Origin of the sequence: Kutzneria sp. NPDC051319 (assembly GCF_040682195.1) — a bacterium.
Taxonomy (GTDB): Bacteria; Actinomycetota; Actinomycetes; order Mycobacteriales; family Pseudonocardiaceae; genus Kutzneria.
The window spans coordinates 148,765-169,015 of record NZ_JBFBAM010000002.1; the positions used below are offsets into that span (position 1 = coordinate 148,765).

Below are 20,251 nucleotides of genomic sequence, written 5' to 3' on the forward strand. Positions count from 1 at the left end.
GAACGGGTTTTCGAGTAACGCGGGAGCGCCACCATGGCCGAGGGAGACATCCGTCGCGGAAAGGCGGCCGGAGTACGGGAACTGGCAGTTCAGGGGGTGCTCGCGGATCACGTGCGTGCGGTCGGCGACGACGAGCGGCGGCGGCTGCGGGCCGAGGCCTACGAGATCATTCACCCGATCGTGTTCTGCCAGTTCACCCGGAAGAGAGAACTGAAGCGAGGGCACACCTGGTGCGCGACCTCCCTGCGCCGGCTGGAGCCGCGCTGCCTGGACCGGTTCCACGACGACATGGACGCCGTGCTCGACGACATCTTCCGCAACGCCAAGGTGCCGATCCACAACCTGGAGGGCTGGGTGAGCCGGCGCATGCAGGTGGCCACCATCGAGGGCTACCGGCGCCGGCGCGGTCAGCGTGGCGCGCTCCAGCGCCCCCGCGTGCCGGGCTGGCTCGCCGCCGCGCTCGGCCACGACGCCTGGCTGCTCACGCTGGCCGTCGCGGTGCTCGACTTCGTGGGCAACGACATTCCGGCCGTGCCCGGCACGTGGCCGGTCGACGCGTGGGCCCAGCGCCGCGCGGCGATGCTCGGCGCCGACAACCACGGCGACATCTCCCACGACATCGAGACGATGCTCGCCGCCATGCGCACCCGACCCCGGTGGCACGAGTCCTATGTGGAGCGACCGCTGGCCGGCAAGCAGCCGCCGGTCGTCGCCCTGACCTCCGAGTCCACCGAGGACGATCCGGCGTCCCCGACCGCCGGGGACGATGACCTGCTGGTGGAGCTGGCCGCCCTGGCAGTGGATGCCATCGAGCGGCGGGTGGCCGCCGGCGAGGACCCGCGGTCGGTGGTCGTCGACGTCGTTCGGACGGTCTTCGACCGGCCGACCGCCACCGCGCCCGGCGTCGACGACCGGGTCGCCGCCTGCCTCGCCGACAGCGCGGAGATCGACCGCCTGACCGCCGCCGTGCTCGACATCGTCGCCCCCGGCGGGCACGGCGAGTGAGTTGCTAGTCCGCACAGCAGGTCTCTGACGGACGGTCCGTCAGAGACAGGTGCAGGGGTCGGCGGAACGAGGGGACACCGATGGCGGACGACGAGGTGGTCAGGCGATGCCACGCCGGGATCCAGCGGGCCAGGGAAGGTCACATCGACGATGCCGAGATGGATCGGTTCGTCGTCGACGTCACCGCCATGGACCCCGACGACCCGCAGCGCGCCGGACTCGCGGCCACGATGGTGCACGGCATGACGGTCACCGGCACAACGTTGTCGCCCACCGTGCTCGGCCGCCTGTCCGACCTGCTGCCGCTGGCCGGCGAGAACCCGCCGTTCATGGGGGACTGGCCGAAGGCGCGCACGGTGGGGCGGTTTCTCGGCGCCATGGCGGCCAGCACGTCCAACTCGCTGGCCAAGCAGGCGGCCGGGGCTCGGGAGCTGGAGGCCCTGCGGCATGAGCTCCGTGACGCGCCGGAGATGCTGCAGGTCCTGGAAATGGCCACGAGCATGCTGGAGATGCTCGTCGGGATGCGCAGCGAACACGGCGCCGACCGGGGCCAGGCCATCGAGCGCTTCAAGGTGTCGCTCGCGTCGCTGAGGCACGTGCCGGGCGTCGAGGAGATGGTCGCACTGCTGTCGAACATGTCGGCGATCACGTCCGGCTCGTTGGACGATCCAGGCTTTCTGGACAAGCTGGACGAGCTGGAAGAGCGCAGCCGCCACCTTCCACCGCAGTACTCGAACCTCACCGAGGCCATCCGCGAATGGCGGCAAGGCGTGACCCAGCTCATGGCCGCATACGGAACCGATGTCGGTGCCGAGCACCCGATGACCGTGCCGGTGGCGCCCGGCCCGTCCGGCGATGTCGTGCCGCGTCTGCTCGCGTCCGCCGCGCTCATGCGCGGTGGCCAGGAGACGGACCTCGGCAAGATCGACACCGCGATCCAGCAGTGCCGTGAGGCGATCGAGCGGGGGGAGGACGACGAGGCATACGCCTTCGCGCTGACCTCGCTGGCGGTGTGCCTGCTGCGCCGGGCGGAGGTGGCGGGCGACAACAGCGGACTGGACGAGGCGGAGAAGGCGCTCGACCGGGCCGTCGCCGTCATGGGCGATCCGGGACATCCGCACTGGCAGTTCACCCATGACGTGCTCTCCGACCTCCAGCGCCGTCGGGGGAAGATCGCGAAGTCGGGCGAGGTCGGCATGGCCGCGCAACGGGGTTTCGCCTGGCAGGCTCTGCTGTCGCACGACGCCGCGGATGTCCGAACGGCGTTGGAGGAGGCCGCGGAGGGCGCGATCGACGTGGCCCGCAAGTACGCGATGGCGACCGACCTGGCCAACGTCGTACGGGCCCTGGACACCTGTCGCGGGCTGTTGTTGTTCGCACAGATGGGAATCCGGGACATTCCCGGACAGCTGGCAGCCATCGGCCGTCAGGACCTCGCCGAGCGGTGGACGGCGGAGGGCAATCGGTCGACCATGCTCCGTCGAGAGGCGCTCGCCGCCCTCGCCGCGAGCGGCTCGGCGGCCGGGCTGATGCTGGATCCGCCGAGCTTCGCCGAGATCCGGGCCGCGCTCCGCGAGGTCGACGCGGACGCGCTGGTGTATCTCGTCCCCGCGGGCGAACTGCGACCCGGTATGGCCGTCATCGCGCCGGCCAGCTGCAACCCCGCCTTCATGGCCCTGCCGGCGCTCACCGTCGACAGCAAGGAGGTCGACGGCTACCTGACGGCCCTGTCCGGCCGGTCCAGCGAGATCCGCTCGACATCATCCGCGCCGACCCGTGAGACCGCGCCGGTCTCGGGGTCCGCGTTCGCCGACCGGGTGAACAGCCTGTGCGACTGGGCCTGGCGGGCAGCGATCGGCCCCCTGATGGAGAGCTACTTCGCCCGCAACGAGGCGGGCGCGGAGGGCAAGGTGCCGCGCATCGTCCTCGTTCCGATGGGCGACCTCGCGCGGGTCCCGTGGCAGGCCGCCCGGCGCGGTGACGGCACGTACGCGGTGCAGCTCGCGTCGTTCAGCCACGCCGTCTCGGCCCGGCTGTTCTGTGAGAACGCGGCCAAGTCGCCGGTGGCCCTGTCATCGACGGGACTGGTCGTCGGCGACCCCGACACCGAAGGGGCCGCGGCATCACTGCCGGCGGCCCGGGCCGAGGCGCACGCGATCCGCCGGACGTTCTACCGGCCGGCGCGCTATGTCGGCCGGCGGCTGGACGGGAAACCCAGCCACTCCGGTCGGGGCACGGCCGCGCAGGTGCGCGCGTGGCTTACCGACCCGAGCTCGTTCGCCGGGACCATGTTGCACCTCGCGTGCCACGGCGTGTTCGACGACAAGGACAAGAACGTCCGCGCCGAACTGCTGCTCGCGCCGAACGAACCTGGAGTCGCCGATTCCGGCGCACTGGCCGCCGACGAGATCATCGCGCTGATGTCCGACGCCCCGCAGCGCCGCATCGGCCTGGTGGTCATGGCCGCGTGCCACACGAACCGCTCGATCCACGGCTACGACGAAGCTTACAGCCTGGGCACGGCGTTCCTGGCCGGCGGCGTGCGGTCGGTGCTGTCGACACAGTGGGCCGTTCCCGACTCGGCGACGTCCTCGCTGATGTTCCTGTTCCACTACTTCCTGCGGGAACGGGGAATGCGGCCGCGCGAGGCCCTGCGCGAGGCCCAGATGTGGATGCTCGACCCGAATCGGCTGCACCCCGAGTGCATGCCCGAGGAACTCAGGGCCCAGTCGGCGGACGAGCGCAACGCCCAGGTGTTGTCGTGGGCCGGATTCGTCCATTATGGACAGTGAGTCCGACCGGGGTGTGAAAGGAAGGCAAGTGTCCACGTTCGACGAAGTAATCGCGCAGGCCCGGGCCGAGCTGGCCGACCTGGAAGGACCGGCGCGGGCGGCGCCGCTCAGCAGGTTAGGATCGGCGTTGGCCCAGAAGTTCATGCGCGACGGGCCGGCCGCGCCCACCGGGTTGTCCGACCTCGGCGGTGCGATCGACGCGATCACGGAAGCGCACCAGTGGCTCCCCGAGGACGACGCATCGCGCAGCTATCTCTCGTTCCTGGCTGGGCTATTGGTGAACTGGCGGTTCACCCTGCTCTGCGAGGAGCGCGATCGGGTCATTGCGGTCACCCGATTCGAGGAAGGGCTGGCCTCACCGATCCTGCCCAAGATGGCGGTGCCCATAGGCAAGGTGATGTTGGGCTTTCTGTACGTGATGAAGGCGTTGATGGCACTGCAGGATCCGGCGGTCCTCGCGTCGCGATTCGTGCACGGCGGGGCGGCGGCCATCGACGACAGCGATATCGAGCGTGGTGTGGTGCTGCTGCGCGAGGTGACGACCGGACCGTCCATGAACGACGACATCGCCCAGGCCGCCGCCGTGGCGTTGGAGTTGAGTGAGGCCCTGAAGACGATGCTGGGCACCGGCGCGAGCCGGGTGAACCTGTCGAACATGATGGCGGGGATAGGCAGGATCCAGGCGCTGCAGGAGAAACTGAGCACCCAGATGAGGCCGGGGTACGGCATGAACTGGCTCGGCGACCTGTTCGACTTCAGTGATCCGGGTGGGATCGCGCGGGCCGTCCAGAAGGATCGTCCGGTCTCCGTGGTCGTGCAGACCGACATGGTCATTGAGCCGGAAGTGGTTCCGCAACGCCGGATCGAGATCGCTGCGGAGCAGCCCACCGCCGCCGGCCTCCGTGCGGACCTGCACGCGGCAGTGCCGCCCACCCTGCCCGGCGTGCCGGTCTGGGAGAACGCGGCGGCGCTGCTGGCCCTCGGCGAAGACGAACTCCCGGCCGATGTGGTCGACGATCTGGTGGCCATGGCGAGCCAGTTGGTCGAACTCGACGGATCGGAGCCGGCCAACGCCGCCGTCGACGGCTTTCTGCTCGCGGTCGCGCTGCGTCTGCGAGGCACCCTCGCCGACGACCCGGTCGACCTGCGCGAGGCACTGGACATGTTGCTGACGGCGGCGCGCACAGTGCCGCCCGATCACGCGGCCGCGTCCACGATCATGTCCACCCTGGGTGCGTTCCTCGACCCGGAGCGGCCGCTCGGCGGCCTGGAGGGTGACGTCGCCGCGGGGTTCGCCGGCCGGATCGACGCCGTGCTCGCGCTGCACCTGACGGACGGGGACCCCTTGACACGAGAAGGTTTGCACCTGCTTCGGTGCCTCTGTCGAGCGGCGTGGTCGATGGCCGAGCTGGCCCGCGCCGTCGACGCCGCGCCGGCGGAAATCCCTTGGCTGCCCGCTGTCCGCGCCGGACACAGGTCCGAATGAGGGATTCGCGTCGCTGTCCCCTAACATCGGGCGGGCTCGGGTCGATGATGGGGGCATGGCCATTATCGGTCGTGGGGAACAGATCCGAGCCCTCACGGATCTTCTCGCCCGGACCGCGGACCGCACGCCGGCCGCCGTCATGCTCGACGGCGACGCAGGGCTCGGCAAGACGGCAGTGGTGCGCGAGTTCGCGCGGATCGCCAGGGACAGCGGCGCATTCGTGCTGATGGGCAGCTGCATCGAGCTGATCGGCGGGGCGATTCCCTACGGGCCGTTGGTCGAGGCGCTGCGCCAACTGGTCCGGGAGAAGGGATCGGCCGGCGCCCGTCAGCTGGCCGGTCCCGCGTGGACGGAGCTCGCCGGGCTCATCGCGGACTTCACCGTCGGCGCGCAGCCGGCCATGGCCGAGGGTAGCCAGCTGCGGGTTTTCGGCGCGGTGTCGAGACTCCTGAGCCACATCGGCGAACAGCAGCCGTTCGTGCTGGTCTTCGAGGACGTGCACTGGGCGGACGACTCGACGCTGGATCTCATCGCCCACCTCGTGCAGCAGACGGTGGATCAGCGGGTGATGTTGCTGTGCAGCTATCGTTCCGGGCTGGAGCTGCGGCACCCGCTGCGCCTGAGACTGGCGGATCCGCAGTTCGTCCGGCGCGTGCACCGATTCACCCTGCGGCCCTTCAACCGGCAGGAGCTGCGGTCCTTCCTGTGCGCGCTGACCGACAGCGACGTCAGTATGGCCGAGGTGGATCGCTACTTCGACCTGTCGGAGGGAAATCCGTACTTCACCGAGCAGTTGGTGCTCGCGGACAACCACACCGGCCAGACGCCGCCGGTGCCACGGTCGATTGACGACCTGATGTCGACGCGGCTCGCGGAGCTGAGCGCCGACGCGGACAAGGTGGTGCGGATCGCCGCCGTCGTGGGGCGGCGGGTCAGCGACGCGTTGTTGTCGCGGGTGGTCGGTCTTGACGAGCCCGCGATGGACGCCGCGTTGGGGGAGTGCCTGGCGAAGCGAATTCTCGTCGAGGACCCCGATGAGGAGACCTACACGTTCCACCACGCGCTGCTCCGCGAGACCGCCTACCGCACTGTGCCGAAGCGCGCCCGCCGGAACCTGCACGCCGCGTTGGCCGCGGTGCTGGAGGAGGGCGTGGCCGCGAATCGCCGGCTGTTGCCGGAATTGGCGTACCACTGGTACGCCGCCGAGCGGTTTCCCGAGGCGCTGCGCACTTCGATCGCCGCGGGTGAGCTCGCGGTGCGGATGAGGGCGTTCCGGGAGGCGCTCGCGCAGTTCCGGCGGACGCTGGACCTGTGGGACCAGTTGCCCGACGCCGAGACGATCTCGGGGGCGCGTCGGGTGGACTTGCTGCGGATGGCGGCGGACGCCGCGCGGTGGGCCGGACACGTCCGGCAGGCGTTGGCGTGGTCGGAGGAGGCCATTGACGCGGTTGGCGCAGCGGAGCCGGCGGTGATCGGCGAGCTGTACGAACGCCTTGGCAGCTATCAGTGGGAGGCCGGCGCGATGGTGGACTCCGTGGAGTCGTACCGCCGGGCGCGGCGGATGCTCGGCGACGGCCCGCCGGGAGCGGTCGGCTCGCGGGTCTACGCCGCGCTGGCCACGGCGGAGATCAAGAGCGGCCGGTACAGCGACGCCCTGCCCCTGGCGAGGACGGCGATCGAGCAGGCGGAGCAGGCAGGCGCCCTGCCGGAGCTCGCGCGGGCCCGCAACAGCGAAGGGCTGGCGCTGGTCCACCTCGGCGACTATGACGCCGGTGTCGAGGGACTGCGCGCCGCGCTCGCGATCGCGCGGGAGGCGGATCATCTGGAGGACATGCTGCGCACCTACGCGGCGCTGGGCGTGGGCCTGGAACGGGCGAACCGCCTGACCGAGGCCGTCGACGTCTTCCTTGAAGGACTGGGCAAGGCCGACGAGCTCGGCCTCGCCGACAACCGCAATGCCGCCCTGCTGGCCAACAATGCCGCCGCGCTGCTGTTTGCCGTCGGCCGGTGGGACGAGGCGGACGCGTTGCTGGAGGACCTTTCCGGCCGGCGGCCGTCGTCGGACGAAGTCTTCCAGCGCCTCACCAAGGCCGAGCTGGACGTCGCCCGCGGCCGGCACGACGACGCGGCCACGCTGCTCGACGGCCTGCGCGACTATCCCGAGAACCAGCCGCGTTTCGTCGGGCCGCTGTACCGCTGCCTCGCCGAGCTCGCCGTCGCGCGGGGCGACGCCGCCGACGCGTTGGCCAGGGTTCGGTCGGGCATCGAAGCCGTGACGCGGGGCGAAGACCGTCAGGAGATGGCACAGTTGTGCGCGCTCGGCCTGCGGATCGTCGCGGACCAGATCACCAGCGATGCGCGGGACGGCGTCGACTGGTTCGCGGCGGCGGTTGCCCTCGCGGCGCCTGTGCGGTCCGTTGAAGCCGGCGAGGACGAGATCACGGACGTGCTCGTCATGCTGTGCGAGAGCGAGCAAGCGAGGTCTCTCGGCACCGACACCGCGGCGGCCTGGGGCGAGATCGAGAAGGCCTGGCAGTCGCTGCAGCGGCCTCACCCGCGGGCATATGCGTTGGTGCGTCAAGCTTTGGCGACAGCGCGGGATGGAGATCGCGCCCGTGCCGCGCCCCTGGCCGGCGCAGCCGAGTCGATCGTGGTCGAGCTCGGCGCCGAGCCGCTGCGCGCTCTGCTCGTTCGGGAGACGGGACGGCTTCGTCTGCCGCGCAAGTCGCGTCGCCGCCCAAGGAGAAGCTCCCTACGGCCTGACACCGGCGCAATGGAACGTGCTGGGTGGGCTCGCAGGGGGCCTGAGGGCGGAGGACATCGCCCGTGAGCTCGTGATCGCGAAATCCACGGTGAACGTGCACCTGCACAACGCTTACCGCAAGCTCGGCGTCACCAGCGCCGTGCAGGCGGCGGCCAAGGCCCGTGAGATGGGCCTGCCGGAACGGGAATAGCAGCCTCCCGAGGTGTCGGCAATACGTCCATGTACGTAAGGAGAACCCCGTGACAGCCTCACATTCCCCGGCCTAGCCTCGAATGGAACTGCTCTGGCGATGGAGGGGGCTATGGCGCGCAAGGCATTGCTCATCGGCTCGCGGACCGGGGAGCTCGGCGGTGTCGGCAACGACGTGACCGCCATGGAGGCCGCGCTCGGCCTCTGGGGGTTCGCCACCGTGCGGTGTGAGAGCGAGAACGCCAGCCGGGCGGGCATTCTCGACGCGTACGAGCGCCTGATCGCGGGGGCGGACGCCGACGACGCGATCGTCCTGTACTACAGCGGACACGGTGGCTACGCGCTCAGGCCCGACGACCGGCCGGCCGAACGGGACATCCAGTTCCTCGTCCCGACCGACTACGAACTGAGCTCGGACGGGGATTTCCGCGCCGTCATCGACGCCGAGCTCTCGGTGCTGCTGGCCCGGCTGACCCTGCGGACCCGCAACGTGGTCGTGGTGCTCGACTGCTGCCACGCCGGGCACATGTCCCGGGATCCCGGCGTGTTGGTGCGGTCGACGTCGAGGCCGGTCGCCCACGAGGTCGTCCGCGAGCACGTCGAGATGCTGGCACGCACCGGGTTGCGGCTGGATCTGTGGCAGGCGCCGAGCAATCCGGACGCGGTGCGGATCGTCGCCTGCGCGCCGGAACAGGTGGCCTACGAGGCGGACAACACGGACGGCGTGCGGATGGGTGTGCTCACCGACGCGCTGACACGGACCCTGGCCGAACTCCACCGGAGCGGCCTGGAACTGTCGTGGGCGACGGTGATCGACCGGGTTCGGCAGTTGGTCGTCGACGCCCAGCCCGGCCAGCGTCCCGATGCCGAGGGACCCGCGCGCCGACTGGTCTTCGCCACCGTCGAGAGCGATGCCGCGGGCACGCTGCCGGTGTTCCCGGACGAGGGCGATCGGGTCCGGATCGGCGGGGCGCGTCTGTTCGGGGTCCGTGTCGACGACGAACTGCTTGTCGTGCCGCTGGATTCGGTCGGCCCGGCCGATACCGCCGCGTTGGGCACGGTGCTCGTGGACAAGGTCGGCACGGAGTCGGCCTGGGGCCGGTGGACGAGCCGCTCAGGGACGACCGCGCTGCCGCTCGGCGCTCGGGCGTGCCTGACGCGCACAGCCCTGCCGCCGCTACCCGTCCATATCGACGTGAACGACGGGCGGTTCACGGGAATCGTGCGGGCCCTCAACGACATACCCCAGCTCACGATCGTCGACGGCGCACCGGTCAAGGTCGTGGCCGACGCCGAGGGCGGTGTCACGATCGAGGACGACATCGGGCCGATGGGCCGGCCACGTCCCGCCGCGACCGAGGGGCCCAGCATCGTGGCCGATCTCAGGCGCATGGCCCAGGCGCATCAGCTCCGCCGCTTCTCCGAGTTGCCCGGACTGGGGTTGACGACGCCCGTCACGATCGACTTCGCTCGGGTCGTCGACGGGCAGCGGCAGCCGTTGCCGCGTTCGGGCGCGGTCCTGTACCCGGGCGACAAGATCTGTGTCGATGTCGGCAACGCCGGGCCGGACGGCGTGTACGTTTCCCTGCTGGACATCGGGGTGTCCGCGCGGACCACGGTGCTCGATCCGTCGTCGCCGAGCGGCGTCCTGATCGAGGCTGGGGCGAACCATGTCTTCGGCTTCGACAAGTACACCGGGACACTGCTGGGAATGGAGGTCGGCTGGCCGGCCGCCGTGGTCGGCGAACGGCCGCGTACCGAGACCATTGTGGTGTTGCTCAGCGAGGAGCCGGTCGACGTGACGGTGTTGGAGCAGGACGGCGTTCGAAGCACCAGGGGACTGATGTCCCCGCTGGAGCGCCGACTGGTCGACCTCGCCGCGGCCGGCCGGCGGGAGACGGTGCCGCTCGCGATCACGCGGCCGTCTCGGTTCTCCGTGCAGCAACTGGAGTTCGAGCTGGTTCCCACCGCGCCGCCGCCCGCCTCGACGGCACGATTCCATGTGGACGATCGCCCCGCGGCCAGTGTGATTCTGTTGCGGCCACGGTCGTCCGAACCGGCGAAGGTCCAGGTTCGGCTGTGCGACCTGGCACTGCGGCACGATCGGCGCGGCGGTGGCTTCAGGCTGGACACGATCGCGGTCACCGGCGGCGAGGTCGGTCGCGCGCGCACCGAACGTCTGTCGTCGCCCGGCACCGACCTGGTTGTGTTCGCCGGTGAGGTGCGGGACCGGCTGGACATCGCCGTGTGGCTCTCGCGGGACGGCGGCGAACCTCCGCTCGCCGACCTCCTCGCCGGTCACACGGACGCGGCGCCCATCGACCGCGCGGGCCGGGAACTCGCCCGCGTCTGCCAGGACACCGTCGGCCTGTTCCGGTCCGTGCTGCTGGACTCCGAGGACTTCGGCATCGGCCGTTCGACGGCGGTCAAGGCCGCTGGCGTCGCCTTCCGGCTCCTGATCGACGAGGGGTGAGGCGTCGCGGTCCGTCAGGGAACTACGAACGGACTTTCACGTCGTCGGAAAGGGACAGTGGCATGAGCGACAAGCAGTTGACTGTGGACGGACGGTCGTGGGGCGTCGAGGACGCCCAGGCCGCCGAGGTGAACCGGGCCGTTCAGCAGGCGATGACCGACGGCGTGGTGGTGGCCCTGCCGGTGCTGAAGGAGGACGGCAGCCCCGTCACCCTGTACCTCAACGGCAAGCTCGCCACCACCGCCGTGTTCGACAACGGCGCCGGTGGACGCCCGACCGAGATCCCCGGCTGACGTCAGCGGGGTTTCCGCTCCCCAATCGGTGGCTTGTGGAACTGGTACCTCGAGCAGCTCTCCGAGACGGGCCTCGATGGCGAGATCGAACCCCGGCTCGCGTTCGAGGTCGGCCTCGGGTGCTGGCGGGGGGAGAAACAACACCGCTTCTGGCAGCTCGAACAACGCGTCCGCCCGCGCGGTCAGGCAGTCATGGAGTTCCTGCCGGAACCTGGCCAGCTCCTCGACCGCAGCCGCGCGGTCGGGATCCTGCGCACTGATCACCGCAACCCCTGGTGTCGATTGTCGTTCTGTCGCAAGACGAATGATCAACCAAGGGCTGCGCTCATGATCAGCCGGCAGAGGCGCCGGTTTGGTGAGTCCGATTAGCTGGTAATACACCTGGTGAAGGATTGCCGGCGACGGCCCGGGCCGCGAGCTGATCATCCGCGCGACTTCGAGGCCGTCGCAGGGTGTCGAATTCTCGATGGGCGACGTATCTGGGGCAGTAATGCGCCGTCCAGACTGCGCTTGGGGCGGCTCTCCGGTCGGCAAGGCGCGATAGTAGGTGAGATACGGCGGGCGCAGTCGGGTGCCGAAGAACGCCAACTCCCCGGTTCTCGCACACGCGCCTTGAGATGTGCTGCCTTCGGAGTCTGAAGCGCGCCGCCGAACGTGAACGCTCCCACCGTCTCCAGTTCCGGCATGATCTCGCATGGAAACCATTGAAGGCCGGGGCGAAGTGTGACTGCCCGGCTGCTCGTACAGCGGGCCCGTCCACCGTCCAGAGTGACCGCGTGGACCATGCCGTCGCCGGCGAAGTAGTGCGGGGACGGCCCCGCCGGCGAGTTGGGCCATTCCGCAGGCACATGCCGTTGAGGGGTTCGGGAACGGCGGCGACCACCTCGGTCAGCTCCGCCGCCGGTCGCGTCAGAGCCGTCCCCACATGCTCATCCCGGCCGCCGGCGTCGAGGGCCCGCGTGGTCGCCGGGACCCGCTGATCGACTCCGGCGCAATCGAACCGCGATTCACCCAGCTCATCCGCGCATTCTATGATCTTGCGGCGCTTATTCGCCGTATCAAGTTTAACGGCAGGTGAACACGGCTAGCCTCTGAACTGGATGTGGTTGTCTCGTCCGAATGGGGGGATGAAACGGTGCCTACTCAGTAGCCGGCGGCATATCACCAGGTTGGGAACGCGAGCGCGACTTGGCCTCTCTCGCCCTGCCGCTCGCCTCACTCGTCGTGCCCGGTCGCGGCCGGGCGTGCCCGCGCCCGAAATAGAAGGAAAGTCATGACCTTCAATTTAACCTCTCCGCCGAAAGTAAGCGTGGGGACGCGCGCCGCGGTGCGGTTCGGCTCGAAGGCGGAGACACTGGAACGACTCGCACCGCTCATTCACAATGCCCACGTCCTCCCCCTCGTGTATTTCTCGGTCGCCGCGTGGAAAGCAGATCGAAATCGCATCCTCGACGCGGTCGAGGAGGAGTCGTGGGCCCGCGAGCCGCTGATCGTGCGCAGCAGCACCGCCCGGGAAGACGACCCCCGCACGATGCTGCCAGGCCACTACCTGTCGGTGGCCGACGTCCGCGGCCGGGACGCGCTCGCGGCGGCGATCGGCGACGTGATCGCGTCCTACCCGGACGGGGACGACGATCTCGTCCTGATCCAGCCCCTGCTCCGCCGGGCCTCGATGACCGGCGTCGTCTTCACCTGCGACCCGAACACGGGGGCGCCGTACCTGGTCGTGAACTACGAGGACGAGGGAAACCCGGCGGCGGTGACCGGCGGTGGCCCGGGTGAGCTGCGGATGTTCTGCGCGTGGCGGCGCGCGCCGATTCCCCGTCGACACGACCGGATGCGCCGGCTCGCGGCGCTGTCCGCGGAACTGGCCGACCTGCTGGACACCGAGGGCCTCGACATCGAGTTCGCCTTCGATCGCGACGACCGGCTCTACCTGCTTCAGGTCCGCCCCATGGTGACCACCGTGCGCACGGACAACCAGGAGCACGACCGCGCGTTGGCCACGATCGCGGACAAGATCCGCACGGCGGGCCGGCGGCATCCGCACCTGCGCGGTCGGCGGACGGTGTTCGGCGTCATGCCGGACTGGAACCCGGCCGAGATCGTGGGCACCAAGCCGCGCCCGCTGGCCTTGTCGTTGTACCGCAGGCTGATCACCGACACGCTGTGGGCCGAGCAGCGCGCCCGGTACGGCTACCGCGACGTCCGCGGCTTCCCGCTGCTGCTGGACTTCCACGGCCTGCCGTACGTCGACGTCCGGGAGAGCTGCAACTCCCTCATCCCCGCCGCCGTTCCCGACGAGCTGGCCGAGCGGCTCGTCGACCACTACATCGACCGCATCGTCGAGCAGCCCGAACTCCACGACAAGGTCGAGTTCGACGTCATCTTCTCCTGCTACACCTTCACCGTCCGCCAGCGGATCCTCGACCAGACCGGTGCGCTGTTCAGCGGTGGGGAACGCGACGACCTGGTCACGGCGCTGCGGTCGCTGACGAACGACCTGATGGACGCCGAGCATCCCGCCCGCCGGTCCGACGTCGCCAGCATCGCGGCGCTGAGCGCCAAGCTCGCCGAGGTCCGCGACTCCGCGCTGGACCTGCCCACCCAGATCTACTGGCTGCTTGAGGACTGCCGCCGGTTCGGCACCCTGGCGTTCGCCGGCTTCGCCCGGCTCGGCTTCGTCGCGACCGAGCTGCTGCAGTCGCTGGTCGCCGTGGGCGTCCTCACCGACGCCGACGTCGCGCGGCTCATGGCCTCGCTGGACACTGTCAGCAACCGCATGCTGCGCGACCGCGGGACGCTGTCTCGGGCGGAATTCCTGCGGCGCTACGGTTTCCTCCGCCCCGGCACCTACGACATCCGCTCGCCGCGCTACGACGAGGAGCCCGACCGGTACTTCTCCCGGTCGAGCGCCAGCGCCGAGCCGGCCGCCGAGGTGGAGCCGTTCCGTTTGCCGGCCTCCACGATGCACCAGCTCGACGCGCTGCTGCGCCAGCACCGGCTGGACCAGGACGCCTACGGCCTGCTCGCCTTCATCGTCTCCAGCATCGAGGCCCGGGAGAACTCCAAGTTCGAGTTCACCCGGCACCTCAGCGAGGCGCTCACGCTGCTGACCCGGCTGGGCCGCGAGGTCGGCATGGACACCGACGACCTGTCCTACATCAGCGTGGACTGCGTCGATCAGCTCTACCGCGGGGCCGTGAGCCAGGAGCAGGAGCTGCGCGCGTGCGCCGAGACCGGTCGCCGCCAATACGAACTGACCCGACGCCTGGCGCTGCCGCCGCTGATCACCGGACCGGAGGACGTCACGTCGTTCTCGCTGCCGAGCACGCAGCCCAACTACGTGACCCAGCGCAGCGTGTCCGGGCCGGTCGTGGTGCTGGGCCGCCAGCACGCCGACCTGCGCGGCGCCATCCTGTTGCTGCCGAGCGGGGACCCCGGCTACGACTGGATCTTCACGGAGGGCATCGCGGGCTTCGTCACCCGCTACGGCGGCGCCAATTCCCACATGGCTATCCGGGCGCACCAGTTCGGCGTGCCCGCCGTCATCGGCGCGGGCGAAGTCCTCTACGAACAGTGGTCCGCGGCCGAGTACCTGAGCATCGACTGCCTGAGCCGACGGGTGGAGGTCGTGCGGTGAACCCGGTGGCCGTCACGTCGCGGGTGGTCGTCGACCCGGCTCATCGCACCCGCTATGACGCCGTGGACCAGCGGTGGTGGTCCTTCCTGGCGTCGTGCGGCCTGGTTGCGGTGCCGCTGCCGAACCGGGAGGACGCGGCCCTCGACCTGGTCCAGGGCCTGCCGGTGCGCGGGCTGCTGTTGACCGGCGGGAACGACCTCGGCGCGTACGGCGGTGACGCGCCCGAACGGGACCGGACCGAGAACGCCGTGCTCGACCACGCGCTCGTCACGGGCCTGCCGGTGGTCGCGGTGTGCCGCGGCATGCAATTGCTGCTGCACCGGTTCGGCGTGCGGTTGCAGCGGGTGGCCGGCCATGTCGCCCCGCGGCAGATCGTCGTCGTGGACGGCCGGCACCGTGTGGTCAACAGCTATCACCAGTGGGCGGCGACATATGCGAACGCGCCGCTGGAGGTCTGGGCGCGCACCCCGGATTCCGTGGTGAAGGCGGTGCGGCACAAGGCGCATCCGACCGTCGGGGTGATGTGGCATCCCGAACGGCTGCCCGGCGAGCTGGCCGGGCCGGACCGGACGCTGATCAGCGAGCAGTTCGGAGGTCGAGCATGAAGGGCGTGATCCTGGCCGCCGGCCGCGGCAGCCGGCTGGGCGAGCTCACCGACGACCGTCCCAAGTGCATGGTCCGGTTGGCGGGGCGGCCGCTGCTGGAGTGGCAGCGCGCGGCACTGACCGCGGCCGGGGTGTCGCCGCTGGCGGTCGTGGCCGGCTACCGCTCGGAGCAGTTCGGCGACATCGGGCTCCGCGTATTTCCGGCGAGGCGGTGGGCGGCCACCAACATGGTTCGGTCGTTGCTCGCCGCGTCCGACTGGTTGGCCGCTGACACCTGCGTCGTCTCCTACGGCGACATCGTGTACAGCGCCGATGTGGTCCGCCGGCTCGCCGCGGCGACGGGCGATCTGGCCATCACCTACGACCCGAACTGGCAAGCGCTGTGGAGTCGGCGATTCGAGGACCCCTTGACCGACGCCGAGACCTTTCGGCTGCGGCCCGACGGCTCGCTCGCCGCGATCGGCGCACGGCCGCGTGCGGTGCAGCAGATCGAGGGGCAGTACATGGGGCTCCTGCGGTTCACGCCGGCGGGATGGGCCCGGGTCGTCGGCCTGTTGGCCCGGCACACCGACCGCCAGATCGACGCGATGGACATGACGGCATTGCTGCAGGCCCTCGTCGACGACGGGTGTCGCGTCGACGCGGTGGCCTGCCCGGAGCCCTGGGGCGAAGTGGACAGCGCCACCGACCTGGGGGTCTGCGCGGACCTCGTCGCCGAGGGTCGACTGGTCTTCGCCTGCGGTCGGGAGGTGCGGCGGTGATCATCTGGCTGATCGGCCTGTCCGGGGCCGGCAAGACGACCGTGGGCACGCGCCTCGCCGCCCGGCTGCGAGCCGACCACCCCAACCTGGTGTACCTCGACGGCGACCTGGTGCGGGAGGTCTGGGGCGGCACGCTCACCCACGACATCGAGGGGCGGGAGGTCAACGCCGCCCGGCTGAGCCGGCTGTGTCGAATGCTGGACCGGCAGGGCGTGCACGTGGTCGCGGCGGTGCTGTCCATCTTCCCGCAGTGGCGGGCCTGGAACCGCGAGAACCTGTCGTCGTACTTCGAGGTGTTCCTGGACCTGCCGCTGGAGGTGGCGATGGCACGGGACACCAAGGGGCTCTACCGGGCGGCGCTGCGCGGCGACACCCACGACGTCGTCGGTGTGAACATCCCGTTCCCCCGGCCGGCGGAGGCGGATCTCGTGCTGGACAGCTCGGGTCGCCACGGCAGTCCCGACCAGCTCGTCGAGGAAATCCTCGCCGCGCTGCCGAAGGCGGGGTCGTGATGCGGGCGGCTGCGGTGACCGCCGCACTGGCCTTGGCGGCCTCCGAGGCGGCGCTCGCCGTGCTCGTCCGACGTTGCCGCCGGGACTTCCCGTGGCTGATCACCCCGCGCGACGCCACCCCCGACATCCCCGTCGACGTCGTCGAACGGCACCTGGAGCGGTCGTTCGACGCCGAGCTCGGCTGGTGCCGCCGCCCGCACGAGCGGGGCAGCGAGGAGACCGACGCTGGCACCACGACGTACCGCGTGGACGAACTCGGCCGGCGCCACAACCCCGGGTTCGAGGATCAGCCGGCCCGCGTGGCGTGCTTCGGCGACTCCTTCGTCTTCTGTCGGCTGGTCGACGACCACCACACCTGGCCACACCTGCTCGGGCTGCGGCTGGGCGTCAACGTCGCCAACTACGGCGTCGGCAACTACGGGCTGGACCAGGCTCTGCTCCGGCTCGAGCGGGAGCTGCCCACGCTCGAGTCCTCGGTCGTGGTGATGGGCGTGGTGCCGGAGACGATCGCGCGGGTGCACTCCTACTGGAAGCACTATTTCGAATACGGCAACGTGCTGGCGTTCAAGCCCCGGTTCACCCTCGGGCCGGCCGGGCTCCGCCTGCACCCCAGCGCGGTCAGGTCCGCCGCGGACTACCGCACCTACACCGACGACCTTTCCGCGATCAGGCGCCTGGATCCGTTCTACGAGGCGAAGTTCCGCCGGGACACGCTGTTCTTCCCGTACACGGTCACGATTGTGCGCCGGGCTCGACGGCACGTGCCGTTGCTGACGCACGTGCTGCGGGGCGACCGACGACGGGCCTTCGACGTCGTGCTGCGGGACAACGCCCGCTGGACGGCGCGCCTGTACGCCGACCAGAAGGCCACCGACCTGTTGGTCGCGTTGGCGCAGAGGTTCGCCGCGGTGTGCCGTTCGGCTGGCAAACACCCCGTCCTGCTGGTGATTCCCCAGCCGGCGGACCTGCGCAGGCGGGACCGCGGCGGGGCGCACGAGGCGACGGTCCGGCGGCTGCGCGCGACGCTGCCGGTGGTCGACGTGTCCGGACGGTTCCGAGCGGATCCGGATCGGCACGGCCTGTTCACGTACGGCCGCCTCGGACCGCATTGCAGCCCGAAAGGCAACGCCGTGGTGGCCGAAGAACTGCATCCCGTGGTGGCGCCGTTACTGGCTCGGGCCGCCACCTCCAGGTGAAGACACGTTTCGTTCGTCACGAAGTGGAGAGGAGACACCGTATGCGCGCAAAAGTACGAGGCACGGAGCTGTACTTCGACGTCGAGGGAGCGGAACTCGAACCCGCCGGCCTCGACATGCGGCGGAAGCCGGTGCTGGTGGCCCTGCACGGCGGCCCCGGCGGCGACCACAGCGGCTTCAAGCCGGCGTTCTCCGCGTTGGCCGACAAGGCGCAGATCATCTATCTGGACCACCGCGGCAGCGGTCGGTCGGCCCGCGGCCCGCGGGAGACGTACACCCTGGAGAACAACGTCGAGGACCTGGAGGCGTTCCGCCAGTACCTCGGGCTGGAGACGTTCGGCCTGATCGGCGTGTCCTACGGCGGCATGGTCGCGCTGAGCTACGCGGCCCGCTACAACCACAACCTGTCCCACCTGTTGCTGGTCGTCACCGCGGCGAGCCACCGCTTCATCGACCGGGCCAAGGAGATCCTCGCCGAACGGGGCACCCCCGAGCAACAGGCGGTCGCCCGGCGGCTGTGGGACGGCGAGTTCGAGAGCGAGGAGCAGCTGCGCGAGTACTTCGAGGTGCTCGGGCCGATCTACTCGCTCACCTTCGACCTGGCCAAGGAGCGGGAACGTCGCTGCATCTACTCGATCGACGCCATCAACGAGGGGTACTCGGGTTTCCTGCGGGACTACGACGTCACCGACCAGCTGGGCAAGATCACGTCGCCGACCCTGGTGATCGGCGGCCGGCACGACTGGATCTGCGCGCCGGAGTTCTCCGAGGAGATCACCGACGGCATTCCGGGCGCGCAGTTGCGAATGTTCGAGCACAGCGGGCACACGGTCTACACCGATGAACCCGAGGCGTTCACCGACGTGGTGCGCGGCTGGCTGACCTACACTCCCCGACCCAGGAAGGGAAACGACCCACGATGACCACCGGAAGCTCCAAAGTGGAATGGGACTACACCAAGCTCGCGGCGACCTATACCCAGCGCCCGCCCTACGCGCCGCGCGCGGTCGACCGCATCGTCACGCTCGCGGGCAAGCCACATCCCCGGGTCGCCGACATCGGCGCCGGCAACGCCCACCTGACCGTCGACCTGGTCGCCCGGGGATGCGTCATCGACGCCGTCGAGCCGAACGAGGCCATGCGCGAGATCGGCATCCGCCGCACCGCCGACACCGACGTCACCTGGCACGTCGGCATCGGCGAGGACACCGGCCTGCCGGCCGACCGCTACGACCTGGTCACCTTCGGCTCGTCCTTCGCCACCACCGACCGACCGGCCGCGCTGCGGGAGACCGCCCGCATCCTGCGCCGGCGGGGCTGGTTCGCCTGCGTGTGGAACCACCGCGACCTCACCGACCCGTTGCAGCAGCGGGTCGAAGAGCTGATCAAGGCGAGGATCCCGGACTACGGCTACGGCGTGCGCCGGGAGGACCAAGCCCCGGTAATCGAGGCCAGCGGCCTGTTCGAGCGTCCCGAGGTGTTGCGGGAGCCGGTGCTGCACCGCGTGGCGGTCGACGACTGGCTGGCGGCGTGGCGGTCACACGGCATCCTGGAGCGACAGGCCGGCGACCAGTTCGAGGCCATCCTCGCCGACATCGACCGGCTCGTCCTCGACATGGGCGTCGACGAGCTGGAGATCCCGTACGTCACGGTGGGCTGGCTGGCCGCCGTCCGGGGAGGCGAGCCGGTGTGACCGCGCTGCTGCCGGACGCCTCCATGGCCCTCGCGCGGGTCAGCGCGCTCTACCGCCGCAACATCACCATGCTCGGCGACCGGGACGTGGTCGTGGCCAGCCATGGCGGTTCCGGCCAGTCGCTGATCGGCAACATCCTGTTCGAGCTCGGCTTGAACTATGTCGACGCCTACACGGAGGAGTTGCACGCCGACGGCCGCGCCACTGTCGCGCCCGCGCACGCCGGTTACCGCAGCCACCTGGCCTCGCAGCACGACAAGGATCGCGACGCGGCGGGCGCGGTTCGGCTGTGGCCCCGGTTCGTCAAAACCCATCACCCGCCCGCGGTGTTCGCCGACGCGACCTACGCGGCGGTGTGGCTGCTGGTGCGCGACCCCAGGGACGCCATCTACGCCAGCTACCAGTGGCGGGCCGGATTCGCCGAGGAGCAGTGGGATCGAGTGCCCGGCACCTTCGTCGAGTGGCTGCGCGGGCTCGGCGACTTCAGCCCCAGCCCGGTGGACGACTGGGTCGCCTACTACCGGGCCTGGCAGCTCCGGTCCACCGGCCCGGTCCTGCGGTTCGAGGACCTGAAGACCCGTCCGGTCCCGGTCGTCGTGGACGCACTGCGCCCGCTCGGCGTGGACGTGACAATCGACGACGTGGGGCGGGCGGTCGAGGCGAGTTCCTTCGAACGGATGCGCCGGCACGAGGACCGGGTGGCCGACGACCGGCCGCGGGTCATCCGGTCCGGTCGCGTCGAGGGCTGGCGAGAGTGGATGACCGACGAGTTGGCGGCGTTCTTCGGCGGCGAGGACCTGCGCCGGCTCGCCGCGCAGTGCGGCTACGAACTCTAGGAG

At 70.3% G+C, this 20,251-nt stretch carries 16 protein-coding genes; all 16 read left to right on the plus strand.

The features are described 5' to 3' along the window. Window positions 1-33 precede the first annotated feature (33 nt). The 16 genes from AB0M73_RS02725 (at window position 34) to AB0M73_RS02800 (ending at window position 20,248) form a co-directional block, all read left to right on the plus strand. Window positions 34-1,005 (plus strand): hypothetical protein, encoded by a 972-nt coding sequence (locus AB0M73_RS02725; RefSeq protein WP_363885963.1) that lies wholly within the window; start codon window positions 34-36, stop codon window positions 1,003-1,005. Window positions 1,006-1,085: 80 nt separating this feature from the next. After that, entirely contained in the window at window positions 1,086-3,797 is a 2,712-nt protein-coding gene (locus AB0M73_RS02730; protein WP_363885964.1) for a CHAT domain-containing protein, read from the plus strand. Window positions 3,798-3,825: 28 nt separating this feature from the next. Continuing rightward, the gene (locus tag AB0M73_RS02735) at window positions 3,826-5,283 is read left to right on the plus strand and encodes a hypothetical protein (RefSeq protein WP_363885966.1); all 1,458 of its coding nucleotides are present in this window, start codon (window positions 3,826-3,828) and stop codon (window positions 5,281-5,283) included. Between the two features lie 55 nt (window positions 5,284-5,338). Beyond that, window positions 5,339-8,113: an AAA family ATPase gene (locus tag AB0M73_RS02740; RefSeq protein ID WP_363885968.1), complete on the plus strand. Its 2,775-nt coding sequence runs from the start codon at window positions 5,339-5,341 to the stop codon at window positions 8,111-8,113. After that, window positions 8,064-8,237: a LuxR C-terminal-related transcriptional regulator gene (locus AB0M73_RS02745; RefSeq protein WP_363885970.1), complete on the plus strand. Its 174-nt coding sequence runs from the start codon at window positions 8,064-8,066 to the stop codon at window positions 8,235-8,237. Before AB0M73_RS02740 ends, AB0M73_RS02745 begins: the two co-directional genes overlap by 50 nt. 111 nt (window positions 8,238-8,348) lie before the next feature. Continuing rightward, the gene (locus tag AB0M73_RS02750) at window positions 8,349-10,709 is read left to right on the plus strand and encodes a caspase family protein (protein ID WP_363885973.1); all 2,361 of its coding nucleotides are present in this window, start codon (window positions 8,349-8,351) and stop codon (window positions 10,707-10,709) included. A gap of 62 nt (window positions 10,710-10,771) precedes the next feature. Then, window positions 10,772-11,002 carry a hypothetical protein gene (locus AB0M73_RS02755; RefSeq protein WP_043716915.1) on the plus strand — a complete coding sequence of 77 codons (231 nt, stop codon included), beginning with the start codon at window positions 10,772-10,774 and terminating at the stop codon, window positions 11,000-11,002. Between the two features lie 33 nt (window positions 11,003-11,035). Continuing rightward, a complete protein-coding gene (locus tag AB0M73_RS02760; RefSeq protein WP_363885977.1) occupies window positions 11,036-11,371 on the plus strand; it encodes a hypothetical protein in 336 nt (111 codons plus the stop codon). A 904-nt stretch (window positions 11,372-12,275) separates the two neighbouring features. Continuing rightward, window positions 12,276-14,645, plus strand: coding sequence for a PEP-utilizing enzyme (locus tag AB0M73_RS02765; protein WP_363885980.1), 2,370 nt, complete (start codon window positions 12,276-12,278; stop codon window positions 14,643-14,645). 5 nt (window positions 14,646-14,650) lie between these two features. Then, on the plus strand, window positions 14,651-15,250 hold the full coding sequence (locus AB0M73_RS02770) for a gamma-glutamyl-gamma-aminobutyrate hydrolase family protein (protein WP_363885983.1): 600 nt from the start codon (window positions 14,651-14,653) through the stop codon (window positions 15,248-15,250). Further along, on the plus strand, window positions 15,247-16,011 hold the full coding sequence (locus AB0M73_RS02775) for a phosphocholine cytidylyltransferase family protein (protein ID WP_363885986.1): 765 nt from the start codon (window positions 15,247-15,249) through the stop codon (window positions 16,009-16,011). The genes AB0M73_RS02770 and AB0M73_RS02775 overlap by 4 nt, the downstream gene beginning before the upstream one ends. After that, window positions 16,008-16,523 carry an adenylyl-sulfate kinase gene (locus tag AB0M73_RS02780; protein ID WP_363885989.1) on the plus strand — a complete coding sequence of 172 codons (516 nt, stop codon included), beginning with the start codon at window positions 16,008-16,010 and terminating at the stop codon, window positions 16,521-16,523. Before AB0M73_RS02775 ends, AB0M73_RS02780 begins: the two co-directional genes overlap by 4 nt. Beyond that, on the plus strand, window positions 16,520-17,719 hold the full coding sequence (locus AB0M73_RS02785; RefSeq protein ID WP_363885992.1) for a hypothetical protein: 1,200 nt from the start codon (window positions 16,520-16,522) through the stop codon (window positions 17,717-17,719). The genes AB0M73_RS02780 and AB0M73_RS02785 overlap by 4 nt, the downstream gene beginning before the upstream one ends. A gap of 41 nt (window positions 17,720-17,760) precedes the next feature. Continuing rightward, entirely contained in the window at window positions 17,761-18,642 is an 882-nt protein-coding gene (locus AB0M73_RS02790; protein WP_363885994.1) for an alpha/beta fold hydrolase, read from the plus strand. Further along, window positions 18,639-19,412: a class I SAM-dependent methyltransferase gene (locus AB0M73_RS02795; RefSeq protein ID WP_363885995.1), complete on the plus strand. Its 774-nt coding sequence runs from the start codon at window positions 18,639-18,641 to the stop codon at window positions 19,410-19,412. Before AB0M73_RS02790 ends, AB0M73_RS02795 begins: the two co-directional genes overlap by 4 nt. After that, window positions 19,409-20,248, plus strand: a complete 840-nt coding sequence (locus tag AB0M73_RS02800; RefSeq protein WP_363885998.1) for a sulfotransferase domain-containing protein — start codon at window positions 19,409-19,411, stop codon at window positions 20,246-20,248. The genes AB0M73_RS02795 and AB0M73_RS02800 overlap by 4 nt, the downstream gene beginning before the upstream one ends. Window positions 20,249-20,251: the final 3 nt, after the last annotated feature.

Coding starts and splice junctions, on each gene's coding strand:
- AB0M73_RS02725 (WP_363885963.1), top strand. CDS start 34: ATGGCCGAGGGAGACATCCGTCGCGGAAAGGCGGCCGGAGTACGGGAA.
- AB0M73_RS02730 (WP_363885964.1), top strand. CDS start 1,086: ATGGCGGACGACGAGGTGGTCAGGCGATGCCACGCCGGGATCCAGCGG.
- AB0M73_RS02740 (WP_363885968.1), top strand. CDS start 5,339: ATGGCCATTATCGGTCGTGGGGAACAGATCCGAGCCCTCACGGATCTT.
- AB0M73_RS02750 (WP_363885973.1), top strand. CDS start 8,349: ATGGCGCGCAAGGCATTGCTCATCGGCTCGCGGACCGGGGAGCTCGGC.
- AB0M73_RS02755 (WP_043716915.1), top strand. CDS start 10,772: ATGAGCGACAAGCAGTTGACTGTGGACGGACGGTCGTGGGGCGTCGAG.
- AB0M73_RS02765 (WP_363885980.1), top strand. CDS start 12,276: ATGACCTTCAATTTAACCTCTCCGCCGAAAGTAAGCGTGGGGACGCGC.
- AB0M73_RS02775 (WP_363885986.1), top strand. CDS start 15,247: ATGAAGGGCGTGATCCTGGCCGCCGGCCGCGGCAGCCGGCTGGGCGAG.
- AB0M73_RS02790 (WP_363885994.1), top strand. CDS start 17,761: ATGCGCGCAAAAGTACGAGGCACGGAGCTGTACTTCGACGTCGAGGGA.
- AB0M73_RS02795 (WP_363885995.1), top strand. CDS start 18,639: ATGACCACCGGAAGCTCCAAAGTGGAATGGGACTACACCAAGCTCGCG.